General features: G+C 53.4%; 13 protein-coding genes. 5 read left to right on the top strand and 8 right to left on the bottom strand.

Translation table 11 applies throughout. The annotated features are described in order from the left end of the window. Positions 1 to 3: 3 nt before the first annotated feature. The 5 genes from H144_RS0123020 to H144_RS0123000 are packed head-to-tail and all read right to left on the bottom strand — an operon-like array spanning position 4 to position 5,314. On the bottom strand, positions 4 to 1,017 hold the full coding sequence (locus H144_RS0123020; protein ID WP_019944476.1) for a phosphotriesterase family protein: 1,014 nt from the start codon (positions 1,015 to 1,017) through the stop codon (positions 4 to 6). Between the two features lie 48 nt (positions 1,018 to 1,065). Then, a complete protein-coding gene (locus tag H144_RS0123015) occupies positions 1,066 to 2,265 on the bottom strand; it encodes a site-2 protease family protein (RefSeq protein ID WP_019944475.1) in 1,200 nt (399 codons plus the stop codon). Then, on the bottom strand, positions 2,255 to 2,890 hold the full coding sequence (locus tag H144_RS0123010; protein ID WP_019944474.1) for an HAD family hydrolase: 636 nt from the start codon (positions 2,888 to 2,890) through the stop codon (positions 2,255 to 2,257). Before H144_RS0123010 ends, H144_RS0123015 begins: the two co-directional genes overlap by 11 nt. Before the next feature lie 8 nt (positions 2,891 to 2,898). Continuing rightward, entirely contained in the window at positions 2,899 to 3,855 is a 957-nt protein-coding gene (locus H144_RS0123005; protein WP_019944473.1) for an acetyl-CoA carboxylase carboxyltransferase subunit alpha, read from the bottom strand. A 40-nt stretch (positions 3,856 to 3,895) separates the two neighbouring features. After that, a complete protein-coding gene (locus H144_RS0123000; RefSeq protein WP_026350928.1) occupies positions 3,896 to 5,314 on the bottom strand; it encodes an MBL fold metallo-hydrolase RNA specificity domain-containing protein in 1,419 nt (472 codons plus the stop codon). Positions 5,315 to 5,576: 262 nt separating this feature from the next. Between H144_RS0123000 and dacB the strand changes: the two genes are divergently transcribed. Then, the gene (gene dacB / locus H144_RS0122995; protein WP_019944471.1) at positions 5,577 to 6,992 is read left to right on the top strand and encodes a D-alanyl-D-alanine carboxypeptidase/D-alanyl-D-alanine endopeptidase; all 1,416 of its coding nucleotides are present in this window, start codon (positions 5,577 to 5,579) and stop codon (positions 6,990 to 6,992) included. A gap of 171 nt (positions 6,993 to 7,163) precedes the next feature. Here dacB and hslV read toward each other — a convergent pair whose 3' ends face one another. From hslV to lepA, 3 genes are all read right to left on the bottom strand, one after another. Continuing rightward, the gene (hslV, locus tag H144_RS0122990; protein WP_026350926.1) at positions 7,164 to 7,706 is read right to left on the bottom strand and encodes an ATP-dependent protease subunit HslV; all 543 of its coding nucleotides are present in this window, start codon (positions 7,704 to 7,706) and stop codon (positions 7,164 to 7,166) included. Positions 7,707 to 7,812: 106 nt separating this feature from the next. Beyond that, a complete protein-coding gene (locus H144_RS0122985; protein WP_019944469.1) occupies positions 7,813 to 9,516 on the bottom strand; it encodes a pyruvate dehydrogenase complex dihydrolipoamide acetyltransferase in 1,704 nt (567 codons plus the stop codon). A 113-nt stretch (positions 9,517 to 9,629) separates the two neighbouring features. Beyond that, positions 9,630 to 11,417, bottom strand: coding sequence for a translation elongation factor 4 (lepA, locus tag H144_RS0122980; RefSeq protein WP_019944468.1), 1,788 nt, complete (start codon positions 11,415 to 11,417; stop codon positions 9,630 to 9,632). Positions 11,418 to 11,641: 224 nt separating this feature from the next. Between lepA and H144_RS0122975 the strand changes: the two genes are divergently transcribed. From H144_RS0122975 to H144_RS0122960, 4 genes are all read left to right on the top strand, one after another. Then, positions 11,642 to 12,253 (top strand): TetR/AcrR family transcriptional regulator, encoded by a 612-nt coding sequence (locus H144_RS0122975; protein WP_019944467.1) that lies wholly within the window; start codon positions 11,642 to 11,644, stop codon positions 12,251 to 12,253. A 91-nt stretch (positions 12,254 to 12,344) separates the two neighbouring features. Then, positions 12,345 to 13,625 (top strand): TolC family protein, encoded by a 1,281-nt coding sequence (locus H144_RS0122970; protein ID WP_019944466.1) that lies wholly within the window; start codon positions 12,345 to 12,347, stop codon positions 13,623 to 13,625. A gap of 19 nt (positions 13,626 to 13,644) precedes the next feature. Beyond that, entirely contained in the window at positions 13,645 to 14,580 is a 936-nt protein-coding gene (locus tag H144_RS0122965) for an HlyD family secretion protein (protein ID WP_026350925.1), read from the top strand. Next, positions 14,580 to 15,485 (top strand): ABC transporter ATP-binding protein, encoded by a 906-nt coding sequence (locus H144_RS0122960; RefSeq protein ID WP_019944464.1) that lies wholly within the window; start codon positions 14,580 to 14,582, stop codon positions 15,483 to 15,485. Before H144_RS0122965 ends, H144_RS0122960 begins: the two co-directional genes overlap by 1 nt.

The raw sequence follows: 15,485 nt of genomic DNA, 5'->3' as shown, positions 1-15,485 counted from the left end.
CGGCTACGCCTTCCGAACGCGGATCGCAAAAGCATTCGCGGGATTGCCGACCATTAATGTCCGCACAGCTGCATCGGTGAATCCGGCTTGCTTTAATGCAGGCACCAGCTTGTCGGAGATCGTCGTGTAGCCGCGGAACTCGCCACCATTCGGCTCGCCGGGGCGGTACCAGCCGGCATCGTGCGAAATGAGGACTTGCGAAAGTTGGTTTTGAGTTTTCAAATGGCGGATGAGCGCCACATGCCGGTCGATATTATCAGAATTCACGCCATCCAGGCTGATCCAGCAGCCGCTTTTGCCAATATCCGCCAGTTCCTCCGCGGTCCCGCCTGCATGTACCCACACGAATGCAGACGGATGCACGCCCGATTTTTTGAGTATTTCAATCTCCTCCCGCGCGGGCAAAGCGGGGCCCGTGTGCGAGCAAATAGTCAGCCCGGTCCTCAAATGCGTCATCGCCGCTGCCCTGATCAGCTTCTGATGCAATTCGGACAATGCGCCGCTATTAACGCCGGTCTTGATAAATCCTGGCCGAATGCCGGTACCTTCGATGCCCTTTTCAAACTCAGAGATCCAGCGATCGGCCAGCTGTTCCGCCGTTTCGATGAATGCCCATTTGGGCAAATACTTGTTATCCGAAGCGCCGTAGTAGCCGGTATTCGTCACAATATTCAGCCCCGATTGATCCGAAAGCTTTTTGAGCAGCAGCACATCCCTGCCAATGAATGCCGGCGTGCATTCCACGAGCGTTTTGATACCCCGGGCTTTAATTTCCATTAAATAAGGCAGCACTTTCCGAACCACTTCCTCATGCTTCCAGCGATCGGGAGAAATTTGATCCGCCCCAATAAAATCCACCAGCACATGCTCATGGATCAATGCGGTACCGAGTTGGGAAACGGGGATTCTGCCATTGACGGAATAGGTGAACGGCGCTTCGGCGGCGCTGATGTTCGGGATCAGGGGCGCGGCGGCGAGTGCGGTCAGGAAATGTCTGCGGGAAATGCGGGTGCTCATGCAGCTTTTGGAAAACTACAAAAGGCTGGATGCTCACCGATCTCCTTCCTACTCAATCACAATAAACGGCGTAGGACTGAATGAGATAACGAAAATGATGAACGCTACCACGCCCAGGATCATGCGCGGCGTGCCGATCGGGCTGTTGTCTTCGGTTTCGGGGTGTCGGATGCCAAGGAAGCGGCCGAGGATCAGGACGAACGGCAGCAGGTTGACGGAACCGTCCCAGTCCGGGCGGACGTAGCAAACGGCGAATTGTCCGACGACCATCAGCAGGCTGATCATCAGCGCGGTGGACGGGTTGTCGAACGCGCGTTTGAAGCAGATGTAGAGGAAATATATGTAAATGGCCAGGTATAGCAGCTGTTCGTAAAACAATGCGTCGCTGCCGGTGGCGAAGGATTCGGTGCGGAACACGCCCAGGCCGGCGTAGAATGCAAAAATACCGAACAGGATGGGCGCGATCACGTTGAACCGTTTCTTGCCGATCATACCGTACAGGATATGCCCGCCGTCGAGCTGGCCGATGGGAATCAGGTTCAGCGAGGTGAAGAATAGTGCCAGATATCCTGCAAAAAGGTAAGGATAATGGATGAGCTCGTACGCATGCGGCAGGCGCGCGGGATCGGCGACATAGTTTTTGAAAAACCAGAACAGGATATTGTCGCCCAGCATGAGGTTGCCGGCCGGGTTTTCGTAGGCAAACTGCGGGTAATTCAGCCCGAAACGTTCGTATTCCGGGTGGATCTTGAAAATGTAATCTGGCGGCGGCAAATGCGTGAATCCGTACCACAGCACCACCAATGCGGCCACAAACCCGGCTAGCGGGCCTGCTATACCGATATCAAAAAACTTCACACGCGATTTAACCACTTCCTTAATGCGGATAAATGCGCCCAATGTACCGATGCTTTGGGAAATGCCGAACCACAGCGGAATGTAGAACGGCAGCGTCACTTTCACCTTGTGCGCCCTCGCGACGAAGTAATGTCCGAACTCGTGGATCGTCAGGATGAGCAGGAAAGGGACCGAAAAGTGGAAGCCCTGCCTGAATTCCGCCCAGCCCATTGCTTTCGGTGGGGTGGGTACCTGCTTGGCCTGCTCCTGGCCGATCAGGAAGTAAAATATGTCGTAAACAAAGCCGAACAGGTTCCCGAACATCCATTCTGCACCGGCCATCGTCGTGGTGACGATGGTGATTACAAATAATGCCGCCTGGATGATGTGGGTGCGTGTGTTAGACTGCATAGTCTTTGAGATATTCCAGAATGGTAACCGGCTTTTGGACGTGGATGGTTTCGATACCGAGGCCCGCGGCGCTGCGGATATTGTCCGCATTGTCGTCGAGGAAAAGCGTTTCTTCCGCTTTCAGGCCTGCTTGTTCGAGAACTTGCTGGTAAATCCGCGGATCTGGCTTCATGAGGCCCATTTCGTAGGACAAGAACACGGTTTCGAACAGATCTTCCAGTCGTTCCACACCCGTTGAGGCTTTCAGGATTTTGTTCACCTGGGTAATGTGGATCGAACTGGTGTTGCTGAGCAGGAAAATCCGGTATTTCGCGGCCAGTTTTTTCAGCAGCTCCACGCGCTCGGGCGGGAGGTCCAGCAGGAGGCTGTTCCAGGCGGTATCGATAGCCTCGTCCGACAGATCAGGAAAATCCAGTATTTCGCGCACATAGTTCCGGAAAGATGGTTCGTCCATCAGTCCGGTTTCAAAATGGCGGAAAATTTCGCTCTCTTTGAAAATCGTGAGGATCTCACTCTGTTCGCGCCCGCTGAGGTCTGCAAACGACCTGGACGCAATGGGCACGTCGATGTTGAGGATCACGTCGCCGAGGTCGAAAATGATATTCTTGATCTGGTCGTTTTTCATGAATATTGTTATGCTTCAACTACCACGCCCATCGAACAGAACTTCTCGATACGCTGATCGATACGGTCTTGTTCCTCGATCGAGGAAAGCTCGGCTATATTTTCGAGGATCACCTTTTTCAGCTCGTCGGCCATCCATTTGTGGTCGAGGTGGGCACCACCGAGCGGCTCGGGGATAATGCCGTCCACGAGTTTATAGTTGGTCATATCTTTGGCGGTGATCTTCATCGCCTCGGCAGCCTGCTCCTTGAAATCCCAGCTTCTCCAGAGGATCGCCGAGCAGTTTTCCGGAGAAATTACGGAGTACCAGGTGTTTTCGAGCATGAGCACGCGGTCGCCGATGGCAATACCCAATGCGCCGCCGGAAGCGCCCTCGCCGATCACGATACAGATCACGGGCACTTTCAGCATAAACATTTCTTTCAGGTTGCGCGCGATCGCCTCGCCCTGTCCGCGCTCTTCGGCTTCCATACCGGGGAATGCACCCGGCGTGTCGATCAGCGTCACGATAGGCTTGTTGAACTTCTCGGCGAGCTTCATCAGGCGCAATGCCTTGCGGTAACCTTCCGGGTTCGGCATACCGAAGTTACGGTGCTGGCGCTGCTTGGTATTACGGCCTTTCTGCTGCCCGATAAGCATGAACGACTGTCCGCCGACATTCGCGAGCCCACCGATAATAGCCGGATCATCGCGCACCTGGCGGTCGCCGTGGAGCTCGATGAATTCGTCGCAGATCAGTTCGATGTAGTCAAGCGTGTAGGGACGGTCCGGGTGACGGGAGAGCTGCACGCGCTGCCAGCGCGTGAGGTTTTCAAAGATTTCTTTTCGAAGGTTGGTGATGTTGCCTTCCAGCAACGCAATGGCGTCCGAAAAATCCACATTGTTTTCATTCGCCAATGTTTTCATTTCTTCGAGCTTTCGTTCGAGCTCGGCCATAGGTTTTTCAAAATCCAGGTATGTTCTCATAATTCAGGTTCTGGTGATTAGTGGGCGAAATCAGAAGCGGTCAGAGTTCGTAGGTAGTGCCTCTTAACGGCGTTTCCACCGAATGATAGCCGATTTCTTGAATTTTACTTTGGAACTCAGCCATGCTTTGCTGCTCTCCGTGGACGAGGAAAATGCCTTTGAGTTTCTCCGGGTCCTGCATTTTTACAAATTGAATTAGGTCGTTTTGGTCTCCGTGGCCGCTAAATACGTCAATTTTTTCAATATTAGCCAAGACCGGATGCTGCTTTCCGCGAATCGAGATCGTATCCTGCCCATTCAAAAGCCGCCACCCCAGCGTGCCTTCCGAGGCATAGCCGATCATGAGGATCGTCGCGTACGGGTTGCCGATATTGGCCTCCACGTGCTGTTCCACGCGCCCGCCCTGCACCATACCGGACGACGAAATGATAATGCACGGCTCGTTGTAATTCGATACCGCGCGGCTTGCGTCGGAGCTTTCGAGGTAGATCAGGTTTTCGAAGTCGAAAAGCATATCGTTGTCCTCCTTGAACTCGCGCGCTTCCTTGTTCAGCATGCGGGAATGTTTCTGGTAAACCTTCGTGCTGCTATGCGCCAACGGGCTGTCGGAGAATACTTTAATGAACGGAAAGGAGCGGTCGAGGTAGAGCTGGTTGAGCGTGTAAAGCAGCGCCTGCGTACGGCCCACCGAAAACGACGGGATAATAAGCCTGCCGGGAATGTCGATACATGTACGTTTGATCACATCGGCGAGCGTTTCCACGGGGCCGCGCTGGTCTTCGTGGAGGCGGTTGCCGTACGTCGACTCGCAGATCAGGTAGTCCACCTGCGGTACTTCCTGCGGGTCGATCAGCAGCGGATAGTTCTTCCGGCCGATGTCGCCCGAAAAGCACAGCCGTTTTTTCTCGCCATTCTCATACACATCCAGCACGATATGCGCCGCGCCGAGCAAGTGGCCCGCTGCGTAATAAGTCACCGTCACATTGTCGGCAATGCGGTAGCGCTGGCCGAAAGCCACGGGCACGAAGTTGTCCAATGCCTCGGTCACATGTTTTTCGACATAGTAATCCATCGGCACCTCGCGCTTCTTCTTGCCTTTTTTACGGTTATTAATGCGGGAATTGAGCCGTTTCTGATGCAGGTTGGCCGCATCTTTGAGCAAAAGCGACGTCAGCGCCATCGTAGGCTCGGTACAAACCACCCGTCCCTCGAAACCTTCCTTATAGAGATTAGGAATGTTGCCGGAGTGGTCGATGTGGGCGTGTGTGAGCAGTACAGTGTTGATCAGACTGGGTTCGAATGGAAAAACGCTCTTCTGCTGTTCGTATCGTGTTTTCTTGCCGATCTCATCGAGATCAAAATCGGAGCCGCAGTCGATCAGTATCCGGTAGTCGTCCGATTCGAGAAGGAACATACTCCCGGTGACCTGCTGTGTAGCCCCCCAAAATGTCAATTTCATATAAATAGTATGGGGTGTAAGCTATATTGGTATTTTTCGTCTGGCGGAAAAATCAATATCACTATTGTATCTTTTCTTTGTAAACTACTAATCGATTGTCTAATATCTTACAAAAGTACCAAAAAACAGCCTGAGATACGGACATTAGTTACTAGATTAGACAAAGCGGCACCATTTTTATGCCTTGCGAAGATTTAATATGATGAGAGCCACCCTTCTTTTTCTATCTGTTTTTTTTGTATTCCAAACAGCGTCCGCACAAGTGATCGACAGCGCCGGCCTCGTCCGTTTCAGCGACGCGGTGCTTGAACTGCAAAACAGCGAGTTCCTCAGAAGCGGCTCCCTGGCCATCAGCGTGAAAGCTGTGAAGGAAGGTAAAAATGTATTTGCATTGAATGCGGAGCGATCATTACCCTCTGCATCCACGTTAAAACTCGTCTCGACGGCGACGGTACTATCTCTTTTCGGCGGCGATTTCCGGTTCCAGACATTCCTCGAATACGACGGCGCACTCCGCGGCGACACGCTTGCCGGCAATCTTTACATCCACGGCACCGGCGACCCGTCATTGGGCAGTGACCGGTTTAAGGGTTATCCAACGGCACCGGAAATGATCAGCCGGTGGGTCGCGGCGGTGAGGAAAGCAGGTATCCGGTATGTCAAGGGAAAAATCCTCGCCGACGCCTCGTTTTTCGATAAAGAAGCTGTTGCGAGCACGTGGATCTGGGGCGATATGGGCAACTATTACGGTGCCGGCGTCCAGGGACTGAATTTCAATGAAAACCTTTACCGGGTCAAATTCAAACCCGGCGTCGAAGCAGGTGACCCCACGACCGTTACGGGCACAGAACCTGCGATCCCATATCTGTCATTCACGAACCAGGTCACCACCGGGGAGCGCGGCTCGGGCGATCAGACGATCATATACAGTAGTCCGCTTGGCAACAATGTGCTCCTCACCGGCACGGTACCGGCAGGAAATCCGGTTTTTACCGTCAAAGGTTCCATTCCCGACCCGGCCTGGTACGCGGCGTATGCATTAAAAAACGCATTATCGGGCAATGGGGTCGTGGTAGGGGAGGCGGACCAAATCCCCGGCAACAACGCGTCGCTGGCGCCCAGTCCGAAGAAGATCATCGACGAATACAAATCGCCGCCATTGCGCGAACTGTGCCAGCAGGCCAATTTTTGGAGCATTAACCTTTTCGCTGATGTATTTTTCAAACAATCGGGCAAGCGGCTTTCCGGCAAGTCGGGCTTCGATGATGCGGCTACGGCTATTACGGGCTACTGGTCGGGCAGGGGAGCGGATCTGCGCGGTTTTTATATCAAAGACGGGAGCGGCCTTTCACCTTCCGGCTCCATTACCGCCGGCAGCCTGACGGACATTCTCAATCTGGCCAATAAGGACACCAGTTTCAAGGATTTTTATCAAAGTATCGCCGTCATCGGCCAGAACGGCACGGTACGCAACCTGGGCAAAGGCTCGCGCGCTGCGGGTAATGTGCATGCGAAGAGCGGGTCAATCGAAGGTACGCGGGCATTCGCGGGTTATGTGAACGCCAAATCGGGCGCATTACTGAGTTTTACGATTATCGCGCACAAATATGTGCCGGGGAGTAACCGGGTCATTTCCGATTCGCTGGTGAAGCTGATGACGCTGATGGCGGAGCTGTGAGGGAAGGTGGTTTTACACATTCAGGCTCCACCGCAGCCTCCTGACTATGCCAGCAGGAGGCTCCGATGGAGCCAAAACGGGTAGAGGTAGCATTTCAATAAACAGGTTGCCGCTCTGCGGCTCACTAAGCCATGCCACTATGCCGGAAAACATCAATCGCATAGGGGTAATCTACTGCTCGACTTTCTCGATCACCAGGTTGTGATTGGTATAAATGCAAAGATCAGCCGCGATCGTCAGGCCTTCCCGCACCATTTCCTCGGCACTCAGGTGCGTGGCATGTTTCTTCAATGCCTGCGCAGCCGATAATGCGAAGTTCCCGCCCGAGCCGATCGACGCGATGCCATTTTCAGGTTCCAGCACATCGCCCGTACCCGAAATAACGAGGATTTCATCCTTATTGGCCGTGATCATCATCGCTTCCAGCTTGCGCAGGTAGCGGTCTGTGCGCCAGTCTTTGGCGAGTTCAATGGCCGCGCGCTTCATATTGCCGCCGTAGCCGTTCAGTTTTTCTTCAAACCGGTCCAAAAGCGTGAATGCATCGGCCGTAGAGCCGGCGAAGCCGACGAGGATTTTGCCGCCTTGCAGCGTGCGGATCTTTTTGACATTACTCTTGGCCACCGTATTACCCATCGTAGCCTGACCGTCCGCGCCTAATGCGACAGTTCCGTTGTGTAGTACCCCGAGGACGGTAGTAGCGTGTATTTTCTCCATATTGATATTTAATGCAAATGTTGGTCGCGTTTGAAACACAATGCCTCTGAAAACAAAAGTGCCAGACCTTGCGGGCCTGACACTTTTTCATGCAATCGATGTTGGGTTACACCAGCATGCTCATTGGTTCTTCCAACAGTTTTTTTACTGTCAAAAGGAACTGCGCAGCGGTGGCGCCATCTACCACGCGGTGGTCGGCCGAAAGCGTTACCTTCATGATGTTGGTCGGGTAAACCGTTCCATCTTCCTTGAAAGCAGCCACTTTCTTGATCGCGCCGATCGCCAGGATGCAGGAATCCGGCGGGTTGATGATCGCAGTGAACTCGTCTACACCGAACATACCCAGGTTCGATACGGAGAATGTGTTGCCTTCCCAGTCTTTCGGTTGCAGTTTTTTATCTTTTGCTTTGCCGGCCAGGTCTTTTACTTCACCTGAAATGGCAGAAAGCGTTTTCTTGTCAGCCTCGCGGATCACCGGTACCAGCAAACCTTCGTCCACTGCCACGGCCACACCGATATTGACATAATTGTATTTGCGGATCTTGTCACCCAGCCATGCGGAGTTGACGGCAGGATGCTGCTTCAGTGCCACGGCGCAAGCTTTGATCACCATGTCGTTGAAAGAGATCTTCGCCGTAGCCACTTCGTTCAGCTGCGGACGGAGCGCCATCGCCTTGTCCATATTGATTTCCATGGTCACATAGAAATGCGGTGCAGTGAACAAGCTTTCGCTCAGGCGGCGCGCAATGGTTTTGCGCATTTGCGAGATCGGGGTATCCACGAAATCGCCGGTCGCCGGTGCAGCAGCGGCAGCGGGAGCAGCTTCTGTTTTGGCGGGAGCAGCTTGTGCCGGCGCAGCAGCCGGAGCTTCTGTTTTGGCAGCAGGCTTGAACTCGTCCACATCGCGTTTCACGATACGGCCATTGTCGCCGCTTCCTGATACTTCGCTCAGGTTAATCCCTTTTTCGTCGGCCAGGCGTTTGGCCAATGGCGATGCTTTCACGCGCTCGCTCGAATCAGCTTGCGAAACGGCCTTTTCAGCGCTATTTACGGCAGGGGCCGATGCCTGTGCAGCAGCGGGGGCAGCTTCCGTTTCCGCAGGCGCTTCGCCGTTTTCACGTGCGAGCAATGCTTCCACATTCGCGCCGTCCTCACCGATTACCGCGATGATCGCGTCAACAGGTACGGCTTCGCCTTCTTTGATACCTACATAAAGCAGGGTACCGTCTTCATATGCTTCGAGCTCCATCGTAGCCTTGTCTGTCTCGACTTCGGCCAGGATATCGCCTGATTTTACTTTATCGCCTACTTTTTTCTGCCATGAAACCAGCGTACCTTCTTCCATGGTATCGCTCATTTTCGGCATACGCACTACCGCAGCATTGATTTTCTCGGTAGAAGCCGCGGCAGGTTTTGCAGCGGGGGCTGCCCCAGCCGGCGCAGTTGCTGCTTCCGGTGTGACAGTTTCAACGGCAGGAGCAGCTTTGGCTTCTTCTTTGGGAGCCTCAGCAGCGGCGGGAGCGCTTCCATTGCCATTGCTGGCGCCGTCGAGCAGTGATTGATAGTCTTCACCTTCCGAACCAACGATCGCCATAATGCCGTCGATAGGCACCGCGTCGCCTTTTTTCACGCCGATGTAAAGAAGGGTACCGTCCCAGTAAGATTCGAGGTCCATGGTTGCCTTGTCGGTTTCCACCTCTGCAATCACTTCACCGGATTTAATTTTATCGCCTACTTTTTTGTGCCATTCCGCGATAACACCCTCTTCCATGGTGTCGCTCATTTTGGGCATACGAATTACTTCTGCCATATCGCTTGTTAAGGTATTTTTGTTCTTGGTCGAAATTTAGCTTTCGGTCAAAATTACAATAAAAGGGCAACTTCGCACCTGCTTTTACGGATAATTCTAAACCGTCGGGATAATTAGTTGATCTTCAAAACGGCCATAAATGCCTCCTGCGGGATCTCTACGCTACCGACCTGGCGCATCCGTTTCTTTCCTTTCTTCTGTTTTTCAAGGAGTTTGCGTTTCCGGGAGATGTCACCGCCATAACATTTGGCCAAAACATCCTTCCGCATCGCTTTCACCGTCTCACGCGCAATGATCTTCTGTCCGATGGCCGCCTGGATGGCGATCTCGAACATTTGCCGCGGGATCAGCTCCCGCAGCTTTTCGCAAAGCTTCTTACCCCATTCGTAGGATTTCGACCGGTGCACGATGGCCGACAATGCATCCACCGCCTCGCCGTTCAGCATCACGTCCAGCTTCACCATGTCCGACTCCTGGTATCCTGCCAGTTCGTAGTCGAGCGAGGCGTAACCTCTTGATATTGTTTTAAGTTTATCGAAGAAATCAAATACCACCTCGGCCAGCGGGATCAGGAATTGAAGTTCCACGCGCTCTGCCGTGAGGTAAATCTGGTTTTTGAGAATACCCCGCTTGTCCATACACAGGTTCAAAATCGGGCCGATGTAGTCCGACTTCGTGATGATCTGCGCATTGATGTAAGGTTCTTCGATGTACTTGATATGGTTAGGCTCCGGCATTTCGGAAGGAGCGCTGATATTCAGTAATTTGTCTTTGGTAGTCAACACGCGGAACTGTACGGAAGGTACCGTCGTGATCACCGTCATGTCGAACTCGCGTTCCAGACGTTCCTGCACGATCTCCATATGCAGCATTCCGAGGAAGCCGCAGCGGAAACCGAAGCCGAGGGCTGCGGAAGTTTCCGGTTCCCAAACGAGCGCCGCGTCGTTCAGCTGCAATTTCTCCATCGCCTCGCGAAGCTCTTCGAACTCGCTCGTATCCACAGGGTAAATACCGGCGAAAACCATCGGCTTAACCTCCGAGAAGCCGACGATGGCTTCGCTGGCAGGGCGGTCGATGTGGGTGAAAGTGTCGCCCACCTTCACCTCTTTGGCCACTTTGATACCCGAAATCAGGTAACCTACGTCGCCGCATTCCACCACTTGTTTCGGGATTTGCTGCAAGCCGAGGGTGCCAATTTCATCGGCGATATATTCCTTGCCGGTCGCCATGAATTTGACCTTGTCGCCTTTTCTGATGCTGCCGTTTTTCACCCGGAAAATAACTTCGATCCCTCGGTAGGAGTTGAAAACCGAGTCGAAAATCAAAGCCTGCAACGGGCCTTCTGGGTCGCCGGTAGGGGCGGGAATGCGTTCCACGATCGCATTGAGGATGTTTTCGATGCCGATACCTTCCTTACCGCTGGCCGGGATAATGTCCTCGCGCTCGCACCCGAGCAGGTCCACCATTTCGTCCTTGATCTCTTCGGGCATGGCACCGGGAAGGTCGATTTTGTTGAGAACGGGGATGATCACCAGGTCGTGGTTGATCGCCAGGTAAAGGTTTGAAATGGTCTGTGCCTCCGTGCCCTGGGATGCATCCACGAGCAGCAATGCACCTTCACAGGCCGCGATCGAGCGCGAAACCTCGTAGGAAAAGTCCACGTGGCCCGGGGTATCGATCAGGTTCAGTATGTATTCTTCGCCCTGGTACATATAGTTCATCTGGATCGCGTGGCTCTTGATGGTGATGCCACGTTCGCGTTCCAGGTCCATATTGTCCAGAAGCTGCGCCTGCATTTCGCGCTGGCTTACGGTTTTGGTAAATTCCAGCAGACGGTCCGCCAGGGTACTTTTACCGTGGTCGATATGGGCAATGATGCAAAAATTACGGATTTTCTTCATGAAAACAGTTCCTATTCAAGTGCTTTGAATGTACGTTCAGGCCAAAGCGAATGCAAAATTACGAGGGTAATTAATATTTCAAGATGTTTTGAGTGGGAAAACGAAAAGTAATCGCCGACCGCCAGCCATCAGTCGTCACCCAGCAGTAATTAATCATTTGATTAAATAATTTGGTTAAACCAGAAAACGCTTTTACCTTTGACGTATCAAACTGAAAACGGCAAATGGCGAAGGCGAAAAAGGAAGCGTTGGATCTGAGTACGGAAGAGAAGATCAAAGAGGCGGCGGGCGTTGTTTTTACCAAAAAAGGGTATGGCAATGCACGCACCAGGGACATTGCCGAGGAAGCGGGTATCAACCTTGCATTGCTGAATTACTACTTCCGCAGCAAGGAGAAGCTTTTCCAGATCGTGATGGCCGAACGGATCGAGAAGCTCTTCGGCGTGCTGGCCCCGATCCTGAACGACGCATCAACCACATTGGACGAAAAGCTGGAAAATATTACCGAGAACTATATTAACATGCTCCTCGAACATCCCGACTTGCCCATTTTCGTGCTCAGCGAGATCCGTAACAACCCCGAACAGCTCGCCAACCGCCTGCAAGCGCCGAAGATATTGAAGGAATCGGCCTTCGTGCGGCAGCTGATGGAGCGCAGGAGCGATATTAATCCGCTGCATTTTGTCATTAATCTGCTTGGTATGAACCTGTTCCCATTTGTAGCCAAGCCGGTTTTGCAGCCGATCATGGGCAATGAGGATTTTTACCGGCAAATGATGGAACAGCGCAAAAAACTTATCCCGATGTGGATGAAACTGATGCTCGACCATAGCTGATCAGGCGTGCGGAACGACAATTCGAGGCTGATCCACCTGATTTTTTTTGCCCATATATTAATCAAATGATTAAATAAAACGAATAAATAAAATGATTAATGAAGTGAAAATGCGAATGATTTTCAGCTGCCTGGCACTCGCCGCCCTGGGCGCGCAGGCGCAGTCGCTGACGATCCGGGACGCCTACCAGCTCGCGCGGAAGAATTACCCGATGATCCGCCAGCAGGGGCTTATCGAGAAAACGCGCGACTATTCGGTGAGCAATGCGGCCAAAGGCTATCTGCCCCAGCTGAGCGTCCTGGGGCAGGCTACTTACCAGTCGGCCGTGACGGAGTTCAAACTGCCGGTATCGGTGCCCGGCGTGGAGTTCCCGACACTCAACAAGGACCAGTACAAGGTGCTCGGCGAGGTGAACCAGGTCATTTACGACGGCGGGAACGTCCGCACGCAGGTCCGCTCGCACGAGGCGAATGCGCAGGTGGAGTCGCAGAAGCTGGAAGTGGAGCTGTACAAACTGAATGAGCGGGTGAACCAGCTGTTTTTTGGCATATTAATGCTGGAAGAGCAGCTGAAACAGAATGAGTTGCTGAAAAAAGATATTCATCTCGGTATTAAAAAGGTACAGGCACTCATCGACAACGGCACCGCATTTAAAAGCAATGCCAATACATTCAAGGCCGAGTTGCTGAAAGCCGACCAGCGTACGATCGACCTGAATGCCAGCCGGAAAGCCTACCTGGATATGCTGGGCTTGCTCACCGGCCGGACGCTGGGCGATTCGGCGGTGCTGGAAAGGCCGGCGGAACTGGCGGGCAACCGCGAGATCAGCCGCCCGGAGCTGAAATTGTACGAGGCGCAGCACCGCAGCCTGGATATCCAGTCGCAAATGATCGATGTGCGCAACCGGCCCCGGCTCAACTTTTTCTTCCAGGGCGGCTACGGAAGGCCGGCATTGAATATCCTCAGCAACGGGTTTGACCCGTACTACATCACGGGCGTGCGGCTGAACTGGTCGCTTTCAGGACTTTATACGGTAAAAAAGGACCGCGAGCTGGTGCGGAACAGCCGGGATGCCATTCAGCTGCAAAAAGAGACATTTCTTTTCAACACCAACCTCGCCGCGCGCCAGCAGAACGCAGAACTGAGCCGTTTCCGCCAGTTGCTCACGACCGACGACGAGATTATCGCCCTCCGAGAGGGCATTAAAACGACATCGGCCGCCCAGCTCGAAAACGGCGTGATCAATACGAACGATTTTCTGCGGGAAGTGAATGCCGAAGACGCCGCGCGGCAGAACAAGATTCTCCATGGCATCCAGCTGCTGATGTCGGAATATAACCTCGATAACACATTGGGAACCACCATTGAATAATGCATTTAACGACAAAATCATGAAAACCACTTCATATCTGATCATCATGGCTGCCGCTTTGGCAGCGTGCAAAGGGAAAGAAAATCCATACGACGCATCGGGGACGTTCGAAGCGGTGGAGACGATCGTTTCGGCCGAAGCCACAGGCCGCATTGTGGCGCTGAACCTCGAAGAAGGCCAGCAACTGAAAGCCGGGCAAACGGTGGGGTACATCGACAGCCTGCAACTGTTTTTACGCAAAAAGCAGCTCGAAGCCCAAATCCGCGCCACCGGCAGCCGGTTGCCGGACATTGCGGCGCAAACCAATGTCTATAAGCAGCAAATCGCCGTTTCGCAGGTTCGTCTCGATAATTTGCTGCACGAACAAAAACGTGTTCAGAACCTCCTGAAAGCCGATGCGGCGACGCCCAAGCAACTCGACGACATCAATGCGCAGGTGGAAGAACTGCAAAAACAGCTGGACGTGATCCGCAAGCAGGATGCCGCGCAGACGTCTGTGCTGAAAACGCAAACGTCCGGCCTCCGGGCCGATGTGCTGCCGTTATATGTTCAGATTGAGCAGATTAATGATCAGCTGGCGAAGTCGAAGATCGTGAACGAGGTGAATGGGACGGTGCTCACCAAATATGCGGAGGCCAACGAGGTGGCGGCGGCCGGTAAGCCTTTGTACAAAGTGGCCGACCTCTCGACGATCATCCTGCGCGCCTACGTGACGGGCGACCAGCTGACGGGTATCAAACTGGACCAGCAAGTGAAAGTGCTGGTAGACAGCGCCGAAGGAAAGTACCGCGAGCTCCCGGGAACGATCGAATGGATCAGCAACAAGGCCGAATTCACGCCCAAAACGATCCAGACGAAAGACGAACGCGCTAACCTTGTGTACGCGGTGAAGATCCGTGTGAAGAATGACGGTTACCTGAAAATAGGCATGTACGGAGAAGTCGCATGGCAATAATGGAAGCGGTTGTTGTCAAAAACCTGACCAAAACTTACGGCAAGGAGAAGACCGTGGCGGTGGACGATGTGTCGTTTTCCGTGAACAAAGGGGAGCTTTTCGGCCTCATTGGTCCCGATGGCGCGGGTAAGTCGAGCATATTCCGCATGCTCACGACGCTGCTCCTGCCCGACGGCGGTTCGGCGAGCGTGGACGGCCATGATATTGTTCGGGATTTCAGGCAGATACGGAGTTCGGTAGGGTATATGCCTGGTAAATTTTCGCTCTACCAGGACCTGACCATCGAGGAAAACCTGCATTTTTTCGCTACCGTGTTCGGGACGACGATTGAGGAGAACTACCATTTGATCCAAGACATTTACGTGCAGATCGAGCCATTCAAAAACCGCCGGGCGGGCAAGTTGTCGGGCGGTATGAAGCAGAAACTCGCATTGTGCTGCGCATTGATCCACAAACCGACGACGCTGTTCCTCGACGAACCTACCACGGGCGTGGACCCCGTGTCGCGCAAGGAATTCTGGGAAATGCTGAAACGGTTGAAAGAACAGCACATTACCATCCTCGTTTCGACGCCCTACATGGACGAAGCCTCGCTCTGTGACCGTATCGCATTGATCCAGGGCGGCAAAATCCTGTCGATAGACACGCCGCAGAATATAGTCAACGCGTACCCCGACCGGCTACTGGCCGTCCGGGCCCATGAAATGTACCGGTTGCTGAAAGCATTGGAAAGCTACCCGGCGATCCTGAGCAGCTACGCGTTCGGCGAGTACGCGCACGCCACCCTGGCCGACACGGATACGGAGGCATTGCAGGCATACCTGCGCGGGCAGGGGCTCACGGGCGTGGAGGTGAAGGATGCCGATGTGACGATCGAGGACTCATTTATCAAATTATTACATTAA

This window comes from Dyadobacter beijingensis DSM 21582, from assembly GCF_000382205.1.
GTDB classification, from domain to species: Bacteria; Bacteroidota; Bacteroidia; order Cytophagales; family Spirosomataceae; genus Dyadobacter; species Dyadobacter beijingensis.
Note: the sequence above shows the minus strand (reverse complement) of the source record. Positions and strands in the feature narration are given on the sequence as shown.

Excerpts from the sequence above, each read along its gene's own strand:
- H144_RS0123020 (WP_019944476.1), bottom strand. The coding sequence starts at position 1,017 with ATGAGCACCCGCATTTCCCGCAGACATTTCCTGACCGCACTCGCCGCC.
- H144_RS0123015 (WP_019944475.1), bottom strand. The coding sequence starts at position 2,265 with ATGCAGTCTAACACACGCACCCACATCATCCAGGCGGCATTATTTGTA.
- H144_RS0123010 (WP_019944474.1), bottom strand. The coding sequence starts at position 2,890 with ATGAAAAACGACCAGATCAAGAATATCATTTTCGACCTCGGCGACGTG.
- H144_RS0123005 (WP_019944473.1), bottom strand. The coding sequence starts at position 3,855 with ATGAGAACATACCTGGATTTTGAAAAACCTATGGCCGAGCTCGAACGA.
- H144_RS0123000 (WP_026350928.1), bottom strand. The coding sequence starts at position 5,314 with ATGAAATTGACATTTTGGGGGGCTACACAGCAGGTCACCGGGAGTATG.
- hslV (WP_026350926.1), bottom strand. The coding sequence starts at position 7,706 with ATGGAGAAAATACACGCTACTACCGTCCTCGGGGTACTACACAACGGA.
- H144_RS0122985 (WP_019944469.1), bottom strand. The coding sequence starts at position 9,516 with ATGGCAGAAGTAATTCGTATGCCCAAAATGAGCGACACCATGGAAGAG.
- lepA (WP_019944468.1), bottom strand. The coding sequence starts at position 11,417 with ATGAAGAAAATCCGTAATTTTTGCATCATTGCCCATATCGACCACGGT.
- H144_RS0122975 (WP_019944467.1), top strand. The coding sequence starts at position 11,642 with ATGGCGAAGGCGAAAAAGGAAGCGTTGGATCTGAGTACGGAAGAGAAG.
- H144_RS0122970 (WP_019944466.1), top strand. The coding sequence starts at position 12,345 with ATGATTAATGAAGTGAAAATGCGAATGATTTTCAGCTGCCTGGCACTC.
- H144_RS0122965 (WP_026350925.1), top strand. The coding sequence starts at position 13,645 with ATGAAAACCACTTCATATCTGATCATCATGGCTGCCGCTTTGGCAGCG.
- H144_RS0122960 (WP_019944464.1), top strand. The coding sequence starts at position 14,580 with ATGGAAGCGGTTGTTGTCAAAAACCTGACCAAAACTTACGGCAAGGAG.